This is a genomic window from Rathayibacter sp. KR2-224 (genome assembly GCF_049446075.1).
In the GTDB taxonomy this organism is placed as follows: domain Bacteria; phylum Actinomycetota; class Actinomycetes; order Actinomycetales; family Microbacteriaceae; genus Humibacter.
Map to the genome: position 1 here is coordinate 753,392 of NZ_JBMSEB010000001.1, position 14,967 is coordinate 768,358.

Below are 14,967 nucleotides of genomic sequence, written 5' to 3' on the forward strand. Positions count from 1 at the left end.
TCAGGGTCCACCCGGGGACGAGCAGGTCGCGCCGATATGCTCAGAGCACATTCGCGAGCATCCGCAAGGACGAGTGGACGAGCAAGGAGCGCGCGTGGCGAAGCCGGTCACACTGAGCGACGTCGCAGCTGCGGCAAAGGTCGACCTGTCGACGGCGTCGCGAGTGCTTCGAGGCGGTGGGCGGGTCTCGGCGGAAACCCGGAAGCGCATCCTGCAGGCGGCGGAAAGCCTCGACTTCCGTCCGAACGCGCAGGCGCAGTTTCTCGCACAGGGGATCAGCAAGACGGTCGGGGTGCTCACCGTGAACGCGCCCGCCGTTTTCGCCATGCCAGTGCTGACAGGCGTGACGAGCACGCTCGGCAAGATGGACGTGGCAACGCTCCTGTACGACGCGCGTGCCGAAGAATCCGTCGTCAAAGAAAGCGTGCGCAAGCTCCACGCCCGTCGCATCGACGGGCTGCTGGTGCTCGGCGACGGTCAGCTCGGCTCGCCGCTGCGGTCCATCAGCGAGGGCTTCGATGTGCCGGTCGCCTACGCCTACGCGGTCTCAGACAACCCGGCCGACGCCTGGTTCATGCCCGACAACAAGATGGCGGGCCGCATCGCGACCGAGCACCTGGTCGAGATCGGGCGCACGAAAATCGCGCACATCAGCTCGAAGCACGACATCGGCGCGGAGGACCGCGCTCGCGGGTACCGCGAGGTGCTCGACGCGGCTGCTCTCCCCGTCGCGCTCGGTGAGCCTATGGTGGGCAACTGGACAAGGCGCTGGGGAGCGGAAGCGGCGACCCACATGCTGGAACGCGCCGGTGAGTTCGACGCCATCTTCTGCGGCAACGACCAGATCGCGCTGGGCGCATATGGCGTGCTCCGCGCCGCCGGGCTACGCGTACCAGATGACGTGGCCCTCGTGGGGGTCGACAACTGGGAGGGGCTCGTGGGCAATCACGACAATCTGCTCACGACGGTCGAGCTGAACCTCAATGCGGTCGGTAGCAGGGCTGCCGAGTTCCTGCTCAGCGCGAGTGATGGCTCCTACGAGTCCGGCGGTCACTATGAGCCGGTCTCGCTCGTGGTCGGCGAGACAACAGTTGCACTCGGCGAGCGCACGGCGACGGACCGAGAGGGTCGCATCTGACCCAACCGCGAACGCGGTGGCGGCCCTCTCTGTCTCGGAATGCCGTGGACAAGCGCTTGCTCAGGGTGTCACAATGGCTCCGACATCCGCCCCGGGGCGCCCCGCTGCCTATCCGGTTCACACCGAGCGCGCCGACTTCATCGCCGAGAATCGAGAGCAGCACATGCAGACAGAGACGTCGTCTAACGGGCGAGCGCCCAGCCACGAGCAGGGCCTGAGCGTCGCCGTCGTGGGCCTGGAGTTCGGAAAGGAATTCGTACCGATCTACCGGGACCACCCTTCGGTTTCGCACGTCGCGATCGCCGATCTGCGGCCGTCATTGCGCGAGGCCGCGGCAGAACGGTTCGGCATCGACTCCGTTCACGAGAGCCTCGATGCGGTTCTCGGCGATCCGACCATCGACGCCGTCCACATCCTGAGCGGGCTTGCCGACCACGCCGAGCACGTCATCACAGCGTTGGATGCCGGAAAGCACGTCGCCTGTACGGTTCCGATGGCGCTGACCTTCGACGACATCCAACGCATCATCGACGCGCAGGCACGCTCCGGCAAGGTCTACATGATGATGGAGACGGCCGTTTACACCAGGGAGTACCTGTTCGCGGAGGAACTGCTTCGGTCGGGATCGATGGGCGAGATCGGCTACGCCAGGGGGACGCACTTTCAAGACATGACCGACTGGCCGCCATACTGGACCGGCCTGCCGCCCATGTTCTACGCGACCCACGCTGTGTCACCGATCCTGCGAGTGCTCGACGCCCGCGCTTCCACCGTGCAAGCGATCGGCGGCGGCCGGCTCCGGCCCGAGAATCGGGGCGAATACGGGAATCCGTTCGCCGTCGAGTCCGCGCTGGTTCAGCTCGAGGGGCGCGACACCGTCGTGGAGATCACCCGCTCGCTGTTCCAACTCGCCCGCTCGTATACCGAGTCGTTCTCGATCTACGGCGACCGGCAGGGCTTCGAGTGGCCGCAGGACGAGTCAGAGTCCCCGTTGCTGTACACGATGGGAGCCGAGACCACGGGGCGGGGCCGCACGATCACGGCCGAACGGATCGAGGCACCCGATCGCGCTGACCTTCTGCCCGAGCCGATCCGACGCTACACGCGCCAGTTCACCGACAGTAGCCATCGTTCCTTCGTCCAGGGTGGCGGCCACGGTGGTTCGCACCCGCACCTCGTCAACGAGTTCGTCTCGAGCATCGTCGAAGGGCGAGCGCCGGCAATCGATCAGGTGCGCGCGGCCAACTGGACAGCGACCGGCATCGCGGCGCATGAGTCGGCGCTGGCCGGCGGCGCTCTCGTGGAGGTACCAAGATTCTGACCCACCGACCTGGATGCTCGCCGCCCGATCCCATCAGCGGGAACTCGGCGTTGCACGGCCCTAGGTCGAGAGTCGAACCGGATCGCACGACAGATCTCGGTTCAGTGCGGCGGCTTGTCAACCTCGTCGCGACCGGTTGCCACGTGCGGAGCGGGCGCGTATTCCTGGGTGAATGGCGTTGGGGATCGAAGACTACGGACTGATCAGTGACTGCTACTCGGCGGCACTCGTGGGTCGCGACGGAAGTATCGACTGGCTGTGCCTGCCGCATTACGACTCGCCGTCGATGTTCGGCGCCCTGCTGGGCACGGAGGAGCATGGCCGCTGGCTATTGGCCCCCGCCGAGCCGCGCGCCACGTCGGCGAGACGTTACGAGGGCGAGACACTGGTCCTGATCACGCGCTGGCTCACCAGCGACGGTGAGGTCGAGGTCACCGACTTCATGCCTGCCGCGGACGACCGGTCCACCATCATCCGACGTGTTCGCGGCATTTCGGGCACGGTCGACATGCACGCTGAGATCCGCATCCGGTTCGGTTACGCGGATGCGCTGCCGTGGGTGCGCATGGAGAAGGAGGGCTCTCGTAAGGCACTGTTGGCGGTGGCCGGCGGTGATTCCGCGATCGTTCGCGGGCCAGAGCTCGCGGTACAGGGGAACTCGCACGTCGCCGACTTCTCGGTCTCCGAGGGTGAGGTGGTGGACCTGAGCCTGTCGTGGTTCGCCTCCCACACCTCGCCTCCGGCACCTCCGAAGGTGGATCCCCTGCTCAAGGGAACGAAGACCTGGTGGACTGAATGGTCCGAACGGTGCGAGTACAAGGGGCCGTACCGGGAAGCGGTCGTGCGGTCCCTGATCATGCTCCGGGCATTGACCTTCACCGAGACGGGCGGCATCGTCGCCGCGGCCACGACGAGCCTGCCGGAGGAGTTCGGAGGCGAACGCAACTGGGACTACCGGTTCGTGTGGCTTCGCGATGCGTCCATGACGATCTCCGTGCTGATCCGGCATGGCTACAAGGGGGCCGTGGTTCACTGGCGCGACTGGCTGCTACGTGCCATCGCCGGAGACCCAGCGGACGTGCAGATCATGTACGGGCTGAAGGGCGAACGCTACCTGGCCGAGCGGGAGCTGACGAGCCTGCCCGGATATCAGGGCTCTGCACCGGTGCGCGTCGGCAACGCCGCCTACAAGCAATTCCAGGCCGGTGTGGTCGGGCAGGTCATGCTCGCCCTTCAGGAGGCGAGGCAGGCCGGCATCAAGGAGACGGAGTTCTCCTGGGAGCTGCAGAAGGCCCTCGTGACGTTCCTGGAGAAGCACGGCGACCGGCCCGACAAGGGAATCTGGGAGATCCGCGGCAACCCACGTTATTTCACGCAATCGCGCGCCATGGTCTGGGCCGCGTACGAGTGCGCGGTGCGCGGGGCGCGCGACTTCGGTCTGGACGGTCCCGTGGAGCATTGGGAGGAGTTGCGCGATCAGACGCGGCAAGAGATCGAGACCAAGGGGTACGACGGCAAGAAGAAGTCGTACACCCAGTACTTCGGCACGAGTGAGGTGGATTCCGCTCTGCTCCAGTTGCCTCAGGTGGGCTACTGCGCCCCCGACGACCCGAAGATGCTCGGAACGGTTGCGGCCATCGAGAAGGACCTGATGCACAACGGTCTGCCGCTGCGTTACCGGACGCGGAAGAGTGTCGACGGTCTGCCGCCGGGTGAGCATCCGTTCCTGGCCTGCTCATTCTGGCTCGTTGAGCAGTACGCGCGCTCCGGACGGCTCGTTGATGCCCACGAGTTGATGAGCCGCCTGCTCGGATACGCGAACGACCTCGGACTCCTCAGTGAGGAATACGATCCGGTAGTGCACCGGCAAGTGGGCAACACTCCGCAGGCGCTGACCCATCTGACCCTTGTGCGCGCCGCTGAGGCCATCGCGAAGGCGACTGAGCCGGCAGCCCCATCGCCACAGCGCGTCGGCAAACCGAAGTCCACGTCCAAGACGCGAGCCCGGACGCGGGGCAAGGACACAACGAAAGGCAAGAGCACCTCCGGAGGAAAGCCCGAGCACAGGTCGAAGTGACCGTGCGCTGAGGACGAGATCCACAACTAGTCATCGGCGCAGGCTTCGGGATCGTCTGTCTCATCGGCTGGGTGTACGAGTACTACCGCGGGTACTTCGCACGATGACGCATTCGTCGCGGTCGGGGGTCGGCAGCGGCCGCCGGCGAGGTACCGATTCGCGCGTTGGTGTCAGTATCGATATGTGGGATTTCTCGTGTACAACAACGCGGCGCAGTACTCCTTCGACGACCGAACTCTCGCGCACCTGAAGATCGCAATCACGTCGAAACTGCGTCTACAGGAGGGCTTTCTCCTCAGCTGGAGGGTGCCGTTAGATCAGGGCAGCGGCCGGGTCAGCATCTGGCTCAGCCCAGCCATTCCCATCCAGTTCCTGTTTCAGCAGCCGGAGCCACGAGCGCTGAACCGCAAGTGGCTGGAAGCGTTGGCTCGCTACTCACACGGATCACGCGGAATGATCGTGATGAGCGAAGACGAAGCCGAGGCGATCGCCACAGATGACCCGATGGACGCCCGCGCTTACGCAGAGGTTCAGAAAGCTTTCGATGCAGTCACGGCCCGGCTGCCTCAGGGAAGAGGCTAGGGCGCAACTCGGCGGAACAACCCGATCGCCCGCACGGCGGAAGTTCCTGTCTATCTTTACAGGATTGTCTACTGCGCGTAGCCTGCGACTGTTGCCCTAGATCCAGGTGACGGACTATCCGCACAGAGCATCGGGGCTCCAGTGTCTTCAGCACAGTTCACTCATACCGCACGTACGTCGACTGCTGAATTCCGCCCCAGGCGACTGGTTCTACCCGCCACGGTGGCTGTGGGGATCACGGCGCTCATCATCCTCGGGGCGGCGGGTCCCGCCTACGCCGCCGGGTCAGTCCAGGCGACCGTCCGACTGGGGACAGCAGACAGCTACGAGGTCCTCGCCGGGACCACCGTCACCAACACGGGCGCTACCACGGTCACCAACGGTGACGTCGGCCTCAGCCCGGGGATTGCCGTCACTGGCTTTCCGCCTGGCGTCATCTCCAATGGCGTGATCCACGCCACGGACGCACAAGCTCAAAAGGCGCAGGCCGACCTCACCACCGCCTACGATGACACGGCAGGCCGTCCGCCCGACGCGTCGGGCATCACGGACCTCGCCAGCCAAACCCTCGTACCCGGCGTGTACTCGAGTAACGCATTGGCCCTCAATGGAACAGTGACCCTGAACGGCTCTGCCAGCTCGGTCTTCATCTTCCAGTCAGCCAGCACCCTGATCACCAGCTCCGCCAGTACGGTCGCCTTCACCGGGGGCGCGAACTCCTGCAACGTGTTCTGGCAGATCGGATCCTCCGCCACGCTCGGCACCGGCTCAACGTTCGCGGGAACCGTCATGGCCCTAACGTCGATCACCGCCGACACCGGCGCTACCATCTCGGGTCGGCTCCTGGCACGCAACGGCGCCGTGACCCTCGACTCCGACGTGATCAACCGCCCGACCGACTGCGCCACGCGATCGGCGATCGGCGCCAGCACACCCACTCCCGAGCAGATCGCAGCGGCACAAGCTGCGCAAGCAGCAGCCGCGGCGCAGGCGGCCGCCCAAGCCGCAGCGGCGCAGGCAGCCGCACAAGCTGCAGCCGCGTCGCAAACGGGCTCTGGAGCATTGGCCGAGAGCGGCTCCAACGCACTGCCGTGGGCGTTCGCAGCACTACTTCTCCTCGGCGCAGGCGCACTCATCTGCCTCCGGTCGCGAATCGCCGGATCCACGTCCTTCGCCAGGCTCACTCGCCGGCGATAGCAAGGCACGCGTCGGACTGCCGCTTCGGGTGCGGCAGTCCCCCACGTGTCCGGGCCACAGACTCGGCTTTGACTTCGCCCGGGCCGTGGACCACCCGCAAGGCAGCCTTGACAAGCGAAAAGCCCCGGAAAACCCGGGGCTTGAAAGCTGGGGTACCTGGACTCGAACCAAGAACAACTGAACCAGAATCAGCCGTGTTGCCAATTACACCATACCCCACCGGTCTACCCCTGAGGGCGGAACCGAGTGCCGGGAATAAGAGCCCGGAACGCGCCGCCCGAAAGCGGCACGAATGATCACTTTACCGGACGTGGGCCGCGGCGGCCAAAACGGCGGCGTGCTCGCGATTCGAGACGCGCAAGGGGTGCTACGCGCCCCTGTCGCAACGGCTCCCGCATGGCCGCGTCGAGGCGAGCGCCTTGAGGGCACGAGCCGCGGCAGCTACGGTGAGCGCGTGACGAAGCCGGATGCCTCAGCCGACGACCACGCTGTCGCACGGTTCGATGACCTCGTCGCGTTGTTCCTCGATCGGGAAGGCGTGGTGCCTCCTGGGGCGACAGCCGGGTTCGGATCCAGCGCTCTGCGCGTGAACGGACGCATCTTTGCGATGCTCGTTCGCGGACGGCTGGTCGTCAAGTTGCCGTCCGCGCGCGTGACGTCTCTCGTGGAGTCGGGCGCGGGCATCCGATTCGACGCGAACAAGGGCACCCCGATGAAGGAGTGGTTCTCGCTCGATCCAGTCTCGAATCTCGAGTGGGAGCGGCTGGCAGACGAGGCCGACGCCTTTGTCTCGGCCGCCGGCTGAGGCTCAGTCCGCCGCACTCACGTGCTCGAGCAGGCGCTGCAGCCTCGCGAGGGTCTCCACTTTGCCGAGAATCTCCATCGACTCGAACAGCGGCGGCGAGACACGGCGTCCGCTCACCGCCACTCGGAGCGGGCCGAACGCTACGCGCGGCTTCAGGCCGAGCACCTCGATGAGAGCAGCACGCAACGTGACCTCGATGCCGTCGTGCGTCCATAGATGCTCGCCCAAACGGTCGAGCGCCGCGATGGAGTCGCGCAGCACCTCGTCGACGTTGGCCGGCAGCGTAGCCAGCGCGTCGTCGTCGTGATGGAGTGCGGCGGCATCTGTGAACAAGAAGCCGAGCATCCCCGGGGTCTCCCCCAGCAGTTGCACGCGCTCCTGCACGAGCGGTGCCGCGGCATCCAGCACTGCCTTCTGCCTGTCGGTCAGCGGTTCGGTCAGGATGCCTGCTTCGACCAGGTAGGGAATCGTGCGCTTCGTGAAGTCGGCGACGTCGAGCATGCGGATGTGGTCGGCATTGATGGCCTCCGCCTTCTTGAGGTCGAACCTCGCCGGGTTGGGATTGACGTCTTCGACGTCGAACTTCTCCACCATCTCGTCCAGGGTGAAGACGTCGCGGTCGTGGGAGTATCCCCAGCCCAGCAGCGCCAGGTAGTTGTCGAGACCCTCCGGGATGAACCCGCGCTCCCGGTGATGGAAGAGGTTGGATTCGGGGTCACGCTTGGACAGCTTCTTGTTGCTCTCGCCCAGCACCGACGGCAGATGGCCGAACTGCGGGATGAATTCGGCGAGTCCCACGTCGATCAGTGCCCGGTAGAGCGCGATCTGGCGCGGAGTCGACGGCAGCAGGTCCTCGCCGCGCAGCACGTGGGTCACGCGCATGAGCGCATCGTCGACCGGATTCACGAACGTGTACAGCGGCTGGCCGTTCGGCCGCACCACGACGAAGTCGCTGAACGAACCGGCGGGGAAGGTGATGGCGCCGCGCACCAGGTCATCGAATCCGAGATCGGTGTCGGGAACCCGCAACCTCAGGGCCGGCTGACGGCCCTCTGCGCGGAACGCTGCACGCTGTTCCTCGGTGAGGTCTCGGTCGCCGTTGTCGTAGCCGTGCTGCTTGGGGCGCCCGGCTTCGATGTTGCGCTGCTCGATCTCCTCGGGAGTGGAGTAGCTCTCGTAGACGTGACCCGAATCGATCAGCCGATCGAGCACTGCCGCGTAGACCTCGCTGCGCTGGGACTGCCGGTACGGGCCGTCCGGGCCGCCCTTCACGACGCCCTCGTCCCAGTCGATGTTGAGCCAGGTGAGCGCGTCGAGGAGCTGCTCGTAGCTCTCCTCGGAGTCGCGCGCGGCATCCGTGTCTTCGATGCGGAAGATGAGCTTTCCACCGGTGTGCCTGGCGTACGCCCAGTTGAACAGCGCCGTGCGGATCAGCCCCACGTGCGGAGTGCCGGTGGGCGATGGGCAGAAGCGCACGCGCACGTCACGACCCGTGGCGGTGCTGAACGAATACGCGGCCGGCGAAGAGGTCTCAGACATCGCCACCAAGTCTACGGGCGGCCAGGGCGGGCTTCGTCGGGAGCGGAGGTTTCGACACGCCCGCTAGGCGGGCTGCTCAACCAGCGGAGGGACGCCCGCTAGGCGGGCTGCTCAACCAGCGGAGGCGACGGGCGCGAGCGACCAGGCCTTGGCATCCAGTTCGAGGATGGCCGTTGCCGTTGCCGCGATCGCTGGCACCTGATCGCTTCCCCTGGCTGCCACTAGGTGGAGGGTGCGATAGTCGTGATTCGCCGTCGGGCGCACCACGACGTCGGCGGGCAGCGCGGACACGGCCAGCGCAAGGGACGGGATGAGGGCGACGCCGAGGCCGGCGGAGACCATTCCGAGCATCGCGGTGAAGTTGTCGGTCTCGTACGCGATATCAGGCCGGAAGCCGGAGCCGTCGGCAAGCTCGAGAAGGTGTGTCCGGCACCTGGGGCATCCCGCAATCCAGCTGTCGCGACTCAGCCCGGCAAGGTCGACCGAATCGGATGCCGCCCCAGCATGTCCGGCAGGAACCGCCACCATCATCTCGTCTCGCCACAGCGGCACGACGGCCAGTCCCCGGGCGCCGTCTGCGTGCGGATCGACCCGGTCGCCTGGATAGCTGAACGTGATGGCGAGGTCCGCCCGCTGAGTTCGCACGGCCTCCACCGCCTCGGGCGGCTCGGCCTCCAGGTAGCCGACCCCGATCCCTGGATGCGCCGCCTGCAGCCTACGCAGCACTTGCGGCACGAGCGTGGACGATGCGGTGGGGAACGCAGCGAGCCGAACGCGTCCCGACCGCAGCCCGGAGAGCTCCGCGAGCTCGCCTGCCGCGGCATCCAATGCCGTCGTGATCGTGCGGGCATGCCTGGCCAGCACGCGACCGGCCTCGGTGAGTCGAACGCCGCGCCCTGATCTGGCGACCAACGGCATCCCGATGCGCAGCTCCGCTCTGCGCAGGTGCTGGCTCACGGCCGGTTGACTGAACCCGAGGGATGCCGCCGCAGCCGTGATCGACCCGTGTTCGGCGACGGCCCTGATGATGCGGAGTGTGTGCGCATCGAGTTCGAGCGGGGGCCGGTCCTGCTGCAGAGTCATGCGCGAAGCATAACTTGCCGTTATGGCTGTGATCGAACACCTGCGATTGTGCAATGGAAAGCCGAGGCGCACGCTCGAAACATGAGCATCGGACTGGCACCCCTCCGCGAAGAGTTCGCGGGCACGGGCGCCTGCTATCTCGCCGCATGCACCGGCGGCCTGCCGCCCGCGTCAGCTGCGGATGCCATGCGCCGCGACCTCGACCTCTGGCGGTCGGGCGGCACCAGCCCTGCATACTACGACGAGGCGGTCTCGCGGTCGCGAGAAGCGTTCGCTCGGCTCGCCGGCGTCGAGACGGACCGCGTCGCGATCGGCTCGCAGAGCTCCGTCTTCGCCGGCATGATCGCGGCATCCGTTCCAGACGGCGCGGAGGTGATCTGCGTCGACGGCGACTTCAGCTCCGTGGTCTTCCCGTTCCTGCAACACGAACGCAGGGGCGTGCGGGTGCGGCACGTTCCGCTGCGTGGTCTTGCCGATGCGGTGAACGATGCCACCTGGCTCGTCGTCTACTCGCTCGTGCAGTCCGCGACGGGCGAGGTGGCGGATGCCGCAGGCATCCGTGCCGCTGCCGCCCGCGTAGGCGCGCGGGTGCTGTGCGATGCCACGCAGGCGGCCGGATGGATGCCGCTTCGTCCCGAGCTCGCGGATGCCTTCGTCTGCCACGCATACAAGTGGCTGTGCTCGCCGCGCGGCGTCTGTTTCCTCACCGTCACGCCGGACTTCGCGGCGGAGCTGACGCCGATCAATGCCGGTTGGTATGCGGGCGAGGACCCGTGGGTGTCGTGCTACGGCCCGTCCGCTCCCCTGGCATCGTCCGCCAGACGGTTTGATGTGTCGCCCGCATGGCAGGCAGCGGCCGGCGCTGCTCCCGCGCTCGAGCTGTTCGCATCGGCCGACATCGCGTCGGTGCAGCAGCACGATGTCGGGCTCGCCGACGCGCTGGCCGAGGCACTCGGGCTGCCGACGAGGGGCAGCGCGATCGTCACGTGGCCGGATGCGCGCGGCGACGACCTGCGCGCGCTGAGCGCAGCAGGGATCGTCGCGTCCGGCCGGGCAGGGCGCGCCCGTGTCGCCTTCCACGTGTGGAACGACGCGGGGGACGTCGAGAACGCGCTCCGCGTCCTCGGTCGCTCAAGCGAGCGGCTCAGCCCGACGGTCAGCGCTGGATCTCGACGAGGAGCACCCACACGTTGAGCATGGCCGTCGGTAGAACAGCCACGATCGCGGCGGCCAGAAATGCCATGCCGGCAGACGCACCGACCATGATCAGGATGCCCCCGACCAGGGCGAGCGCCACCGGCACGACCCCGATCAGGCCGATCAACGTCCGCGACAACGCCGACCGCTGATACGACGAGTCGCGGGCCATGCGACGAACCATGACCGCCGGTGGGACGAGGCCCACCGCGCTGGCGAGCACGACCTCCGTGCCGAAGGCAAGGTCCGGCTGGTGCGGGATCAGCGCAAGCACCGAGACCACGAGGATCAGCACCATGGAGCTCACGGTCGATGCCGCTCGTGACGGAAGGGCGGGCGAGGCGAGGATCTGTTTGATCGTCACGCTCATCGCCACGATGATCAGGCCGGCCAGCGCAGCAGCCGCGCCGGCCACGGCGACGAAGAACTCTCCCCAGCCATCCGTCATGCCCGAAGTCTATTGACGCCTGCCGCCCGGCCGACCGTACGCGTGCCGCAGTCCCGGTCTCAGCCCTTGGCGCGCACCGGGTTGGAGAGCGTTCCGATACCGCTCACGGTGACGTCGACCCGGTCGCCCGGAGCGAGCGGCCCGACTCCTGCTGGCGTCCCCGTCATGATGACGTCACCAGGCAGCAGCGTCCAAGCGCTGGATGCGTAGGAGACGAGCTCGGGGATCCCATGGATCAGATCCGCCACGTGCCCGGACTGCCGCACCTCCCCGTTCACCCGGGTCTCGATGCTCGCGGATGCCGCGTCGAACTCGGTCTCGATCACCGGTCCGAGCGGGCAGAACGTGTCGAATCCCTTGGCACGCGCCCACTGCCCGTCAGAGCGCTGCAGGTCGCGAGCCGTCACGTCATTGCCGACCGTGTACCCGAACACGTAGTCGAGTGCGTTCTCGGCCGTCACGTCCTTGGCGATCCTGCCGATCACGACGACGAGTTCGCCCTCGTGCTCGACCCGCTGCGACTGGCGCGGCAAGACGATCGCGTCATCCGGGCCGATCACAGCCGTATTCGGCTTGAGGAACATGAGGGGTTCGGCAGGTGCCTCCGAGCCCATCTCCTCGGCGTGCTCCCGGTAGTTGCGGCCTATGCCGATCACCTTGGAACGCGGAAGAACGGGAGCCAGGAGCGTGGCATCCGTGAGCTTCACACGTTCGCCTGTCGTCTCGTATCCGGAGTACATGGGGTCGCCGCTGAGCACGACCCACTCTCGTTCTTCCTCGTCGAGGACGCCGAACGCGAGCGCGCCCTCGCGACTGAAGCGTGCGATCTTCATGCGGCCTCAGGCATCCATGCGCGTGAGCCAGCTGTGCCGGTCCTCGATGCGCCCGTACTGGATGTCGGTGAGCTCTTGACGCAACGACGTCGTCAGCTCGCCTGCGGGGGCGTCGGCCGAGCCGATCGTGAAGTCGCGGGACTTCAGCTGCGCGATGGGCGTGATGACGGCGGCCGTTCCGCACGCGAATACCTCGACGATGTCGCCGGATGCCTCGCCCGCGCGCCACTCGTCGATGGAGACGGGTCGCTGTTCGATTCGGTGCCCCCGATCGCGCGCCAGCTGCAGGATCGACTCGAGCGTGATGCCCTCGAGGATGGAGTCCGACGCCGGAGTCACGAGCGTGCCGTCGCGGTAGACGAGCACGACGTTCATGCCGCCGAGTTCTTCGATGAACTTGCCCTCGACGGAATCGAGGAACAGCACCTGGGCGCAGCCGTGCTCGTACGCCTCCGCCTGGGGAAGCAGGCTTGCGGCGTAGTTGCCGCCGGTCTTCGCAGCGCCGGTGCCTCCGACTCCGGCCCGGGAGTACTCCTCGGACAGCCAGATCGACACGGGCGCCACGCCCCCCTTGAAGTACGCGCCCGCGGGGCTGGCGATCACATAGAACGCGACCTTGTTCGCGGGCCGCACCCCGAGGAACGCCTCCTTGGCGAACATGAACGGGCGGATGTAGAGGCTCGTCTCTGGCGCAGACGGCACCCAGTCGCCGTCGACGGCGATCAGCCGGCGGATCGCCTCGACGAAGTACTCGCTTGGGAGCTCGGGCAGGGCGAGCCGATGCGCCGACCGCTGCATGCGCCGTGCGTTCGCCTCGGGCCGGAACGCCCAGATGGAGCCGTCCTGGTGACGGTATGCCTTGAGCCCTTCGAAGACCTCTTGCGCGTAGTGCAGCACGGCGGCAGACGGCTCGAGCTGAATGGGGCCGTATGGGCTCACCCGCGGTCGGTGCCACCCGCCCTTCGCCGACCAGCAGATGTCGACCATATGGTCGGTGAAGTGCTGCCCGAAGCCCGGGTCGGCCAGAATCTGCTCCCGCTCCGCCGGGCTGAGCGGCGCCGGGTTCGGCGTCACCTGCCACGTGAGCGGCGTGATGTCAGTGAGCGGAATGGTCATCGGTGATCCCCTTTGAGGTCGGACGACGCGCCGAGCTCGGCAGCGCGTCGAGAACAGATTACGTCAGCCGCCTGAGGCGCCGAGGGGCGCGGTCAGCCGGCCAGCCGAGCGGCGATCGCGTCGCCGATCTCGGATGTGCTCCGCTGGGTCGAACGCTCGGCGAGGTCGGAGGTGACGGCTGCGCGAACGCGGCCGGCGGCATCCTCGAGGCCGAGGTGGTCGAGCAGCAGAGCGACGGAGAGGATGGCGGCGGTGGGGTCTGCCTTTTCCTCTCCGGCGATGTCGGGTGCCGAACCGTGGACCGGCTCGAACATGCTCGGGAACGCGCCGTCCGGGTTGATGTTGCCGGATGCCGCGAGACCGATGCCGCCGCTGATCGCGGCCGCGAGATCGGTCAGGATGTCGCCGAAGAGGTTATCCGTGACGATGACATCGAATCTAGCAGGATCCGTGACGAGGAAGATGGTCACCGCGTCGACGTGCAGGTAGTCGACCGTGACATCCGGATGCTCCGCCGCCACCGCATCGACGATGCGCTTCCACAGACCCCCGGCGTGCACCAGAACGTTGGTCTTGTGCACGAGCGTGAGCCTCTTGCGGCGACGCTGCGCCTGGCCGAACGCATAGCGCACCACGCGCTCGACTCCGAACGCCGTGTTCACCGAGACCTCGTTCGCGATCTCGTGCGGTGTTCCGACGCGGATGGCACCGCCGTTGCCCACGTACGGACCTTCCGTGCCCTCGCGCACCACCACGAAGTCGACCTCGCCCGGGTCGCTCAGCGGGCTGGTGACACCCGGCAGAATGGCCGTCGGGCGCAGGTTCACGTAGTGGTCCAGCGCGAAGCGCAGCTTCAGCAGGAGCCCGCGCTCGATGTTCGCGCCGGCGAGCCTCGGGTCACCCGGCTTGCCGCCGACGGCTCCGAGCAGGATCGCATCGTGGCTCGCTATGGCCTGCAGGTCGTCGTCGGTCAGCACATCGCCGGTGGCCAGGTAGCGCGCTGCGCCCAGCTCGAAGTAGGTCTTCTCGAACGCGACCTCAGCAGGATCGACGACGGCGTCGAGCACCTTCACCGCCTCGGCGACGACCTCGGGACCGATGCCATCACCTGGGATGACGGCGAGCCTGACGTGGCGGGACATTGGACTCCTTCGCGGTGCTCTGGCGTGGGATACCAGGCTATCGGTAGCCCCCGCGCGCCCGCCTACACCAACTGCGAGCATCGGTCGAGCCCTGCTGCTCGGCCGCCGGAAGCGCCTAGCCTTCCACTGTTGCGACCCGTGGCCGGATCATCCGGTCACGACCGGCGCGACGCATCGCCCGAGCGAAGGAGGAGCACATGAGCCTCGGAGGCGGAATCTTCCTGATCGTGGTGGGAGCCATCCTGGCCTTCGCCCTGAACATCAACCTGGGCTGGATCGACCTGCACATGGTCGGCTACATCTGCCTGATCGCAGGCATAGTGGTCACGATCATCGGCATCGTGCTGCTCACGCGCAAGCGCACATCGCGTATCACGCGAAGCACCACGGTCGATCCGAACACCGGACAGCAGGTCGACAGCACGCGACGGGACGACCCGGGCGCGTACTGAGTTCGAGCGCTGCTGTTCGAAAGCTACTGTTCGAACG

Annotated in this window: 14 protein-coding genes and 1 tRNA gene; 8 read left to right on the forward strand and 7 right to left on the reverse strand. The window is 66.9% G+C overall.

The features are described 5' to 3' along the window. Positions 1-94 precede the first annotated feature (94 nt). The 5 genes from ACO2Q7_RS03535 (at position 95) to ACO2Q7_RS03555 (ending at position 6,315) form a co-directional block, all read left to right on the forward strand. Positions 95-1,138: a LacI family DNA-binding transcriptional regulator gene (locus ACO2Q7_RS03535; RefSeq protein WP_423354248.1), complete on the forward strand. Its 1,044-nt coding sequence runs from the start codon at positions 95-97 to the stop codon at positions 1,136-1,138. Between the two features lie 73 nt (positions 1,139-1,211). Next, positions 1,212-2,459, forward strand: a complete 1,248-nt coding sequence (locus ACO2Q7_RS03540; protein WP_423354249.1) for a Gfo/Idh/MocA family protein — start codon at positions 1,212-1,214, stop codon at positions 2,457-2,459. 172 nt (positions 2,460-2,631) lie between these two features. Next, entirely contained in the window at positions 2,632-4,536 is a 1,905-nt protein-coding gene (locus tag ACO2Q7_RS03545) for a glycoside hydrolase family 15 protein (protein WP_423354250.1), read from the forward strand. A gap of 195 nt (positions 4,537-4,731) precedes the next feature. Beyond that, positions 4,732-5,118, forward strand: a complete 387-nt coding sequence (locus ACO2Q7_RS03550; RefSeq protein WP_423354251.1) for a hypothetical protein — start codon at positions 4,732-4,734, stop codon at positions 5,116-5,118. A gap of 222 nt (positions 5,119-5,340) precedes the next feature. Then, entirely contained in the window at positions 5,341-6,315 is a 975-nt protein-coding gene (locus tag ACO2Q7_RS03555) for an ice-binding family protein (protein WP_423354252.1), read from the forward strand. Between the two features lie 147 nt (positions 6,316-6,462). Here the strand turns inward: ACO2Q7_RS03555 and ACO2Q7_RS03560 are convergent. Further along, positions 6,463-6,534: transfer RNA gene (locus ACO2Q7_RS03560), tRNA-Gln, on the reverse strand. Positions 6,535-6,769: 235 nt separating this feature from the next. On the opposite strand from ACO2Q7_RS03560, the gene ACO2Q7_RS03565 reads away from it, so the two are divergent. Continuing rightward, entirely contained in the window at positions 6,770-7,120 is a 351-nt protein-coding gene (locus ACO2Q7_RS03565; RefSeq protein ID WP_423354253.1) for a hypothetical protein, read from the forward strand. A 3-nt stretch (positions 7,121-7,123) separates the two neighbouring features. Here ACO2Q7_RS03565 and gltX read toward each other — a convergent pair whose 3' ends face one another. Beyond that, a complete protein-coding gene (gltX, locus tag ACO2Q7_RS03570; protein ID WP_423354254.1) occupies positions 7,124-8,659 on the reverse strand; it encodes a glutamate--tRNA ligase in 1,536 nt (511 codons plus the stop codon). Between the two features lie 111 nt (positions 8,660-8,770). Next, positions 8,771-9,742 carry a LysR family transcriptional regulator gene (locus ACO2Q7_RS03575; RefSeq protein WP_423354255.1) on the reverse strand — a complete coding sequence of 324 codons (972 nt, stop codon included), beginning with the start codon at positions 9,740-9,742 and terminating at the stop codon, positions 8,771-8,773. Positions 9,743-9,823: 81 nt separating this feature from the next. On the opposite strand from ACO2Q7_RS03575, the gene ACO2Q7_RS03580 reads away from it, so the two are divergent. Further along, a complete protein-coding gene (locus tag ACO2Q7_RS03580) occupies positions 9,824-10,936 on the forward strand; it encodes an aminotransferase class V-fold PLP-dependent enzyme (RefSeq protein WP_423354256.1) in 1,113 nt (370 codons plus the stop codon). Here the strand turns inward: ACO2Q7_RS03580 and ACO2Q7_RS03585 are convergent. The 4 genes from ACO2Q7_RS03585 to ACO2Q7_RS03600 all read right to left on the reverse strand — a co-directional run bounded on the left by ACO2Q7_RS03585 (position 10,899) and on the right by ACO2Q7_RS03600 (position 14,478). Then, positions 10,899-11,387 (reverse strand): hypothetical protein, encoded by a 489-nt coding sequence (locus tag ACO2Q7_RS03585; protein ID WP_423354257.1) that lies wholly within the window; start codon positions 11,385-11,387, stop codon positions 10,899-10,901. The genes ACO2Q7_RS03580 and ACO2Q7_RS03585 overlap by 38 nt on opposite strands. Positions 11,388-11,446: 59 nt before the next feature. Then, positions 11,447-12,220 carry a fumarylacetoacetate hydrolase family protein gene (locus tag ACO2Q7_RS03590; RefSeq protein WP_423354258.1) on the reverse strand — a complete coding sequence of 258 codons (774 nt, stop codon included), beginning with the start codon at positions 12,218-12,220 and terminating at the stop codon, positions 11,447-11,449. 6 nt (positions 12,221-12,226) lie between these two features. After that, positions 12,227-13,336 (reverse strand): branched-chain amino acid aminotransferase, encoded by a 1,110-nt coding sequence (locus tag ACO2Q7_RS03595; protein ID WP_423354259.1) that lies wholly within the window; start codon positions 13,334-13,336, stop codon positions 12,227-12,229. Between the two features lie 92 nt (positions 13,337-13,428). Next, the gene (locus ACO2Q7_RS03600) at positions 13,429-14,478 is read right to left on the reverse strand and encodes a 3-isopropylmalate dehydrogenase (protein WP_423354260.1); all 1,050 of its coding nucleotides are present in this window, start codon (positions 14,476-14,478) and stop codon (positions 13,429-13,431) included. A 197-nt stretch (positions 14,479-14,675) separates the two neighbouring features. Between ACO2Q7_RS03600 and ACO2Q7_RS03605 the strand changes: the two genes are divergently transcribed. Continuing rightward, positions 14,676-14,930, forward strand: coding sequence for a DUF6458 family protein (locus tag ACO2Q7_RS03605; RefSeq protein ID WP_423354261.1), 255 nt, complete (start codon positions 14,676-14,678; stop codon positions 14,928-14,930). Positions 14,931-14,967 lie beyond the last annotated feature (37 nt).

What these genes read in the sequence shown, in the direction of transcription:
- ACO2Q7_RS03540 (WP_423354249.1), top strand. Translation starts at nt 1,212, where the DNA reads ATGGCTCCGACATCCGCCCCGGGGCGCCCCGCTGCCTATCCGGTTCAC.
- ACO2Q7_RS03545 (WP_423354250.1), top strand. Translation starts at nt 2,632, where the DNA reads ATGGCGTTGGGGATCGAAGACTACGGACTGATCAGTGACTGCTACTCG.
- gltX (WP_423354254.1), bottom strand. Translation starts at nt 8,659, where the DNA reads ATGTCTGAGACCTCTTCGCCGGCCGCGTATTCGTTCAGCACCGCCACG.
- ACO2Q7_RS03575 (WP_423354255.1), bottom strand. Translation starts at nt 9,742, where the DNA reads ATGACTCTGCAGCAGGACCGGCCCCCGCTCGAACTCGATGCGCACACA.
- ACO2Q7_RS03580 (WP_423354256.1), top strand. Translation starts at nt 9,824, where the DNA reads ATGAGCATCGGACTGGCACCCCTCCGCGAAGAGTTCGCGGGCACGGGC.
- ACO2Q7_RS03585 (WP_423354257.1), bottom strand. Translation starts at nt 11,387, where the DNA reads ATGACGGATGGCTGGGGAGAGTTCTTCGTCGCCGTGGCCGGCGCGGCT.
- ACO2Q7_RS03590 (WP_423354258.1), bottom strand. Translation starts at nt 12,220, where the DNA reads ATGAAGATCGCACGCTTCAGTCGCGAGGGCGCGCTCGCGTTCGGCGTC.
- ACO2Q7_RS03595 (WP_423354259.1), bottom strand. Translation starts at nt 13,336, where the DNA reads ATGACCATTCCGCTCACTGACATCACGCCGCTCACGTGGCAGGTGACG.
- ACO2Q7_RS03600 (WP_423354260.1), bottom strand. Translation starts at nt 14,478, where the DNA reads ATGTCCCGCCACGTCAGGCTCGCCGTCATCCCAGGTGATGGCATCGGT.
- ACO2Q7_RS03605 (WP_423354261.1), top strand. Translation starts at nt 14,676, where the DNA reads ATGAGCCTCGGAGGCGGAATCTTCCTGATCGTGGTGGGAGCCATCCTG.